Origin of the sequence: Pauljensenia sp. UMB3104, from assembly GCF_030217285.1 — a bacterium.
Taxonomy (GTDB): domain Bacteria; phylum Actinomycetota; class Actinomycetes; order Actinomycetales; family Actinomycetaceae; genus Pauljensenia.
This window is the reverse complement of record NZ_JASONN010000407.1, coordinates 1-256: the sequence shown is the minus strand read 5'-3', so window position 1 is coordinate 256 and position 256 is coordinate 1. Positions and strand designations below refer to the sequence as shown.

At 67.6% G+C, this 256-nt stretch carries 1 pseudogene; it reads right to left on the bottom strand.

Annotation, left to right across the window (positions count from 1 at the left end):
* Positions 1-169 precede the first annotated feature (169 nt).
* Positions 170-256 (bottom strand): annotated as a pseudogene (locus QP415_RS13345) (RNA-binding S4 domain-containing protein); the annotation flags it as partial.

Below are 256 nucleotides of genomic sequence, written 5' to 3'. Positions count from 1 at the left end.
AACGCGGCTTCCCTGATCACACTGACCCCGTCGCCCCGTGGGCGGCGGGGTCTCTGCTTGCACGGCTGATGATGAGCAGGAGGGCCATTCGAGCCCCACGAGCAACGGGACAAACAACCCGCCCATGGCCACGACCTCATGGAGGGGCGCCCGGGCCTCGTCGATGCGCTCAGTAGTGCTCGTGGGAGTCATAGCCGCGAAGCCTATCGAGCTCGCGGCGCTCCTTCTTGGTCGGCCGACCGCTCCCCTTCTCGCG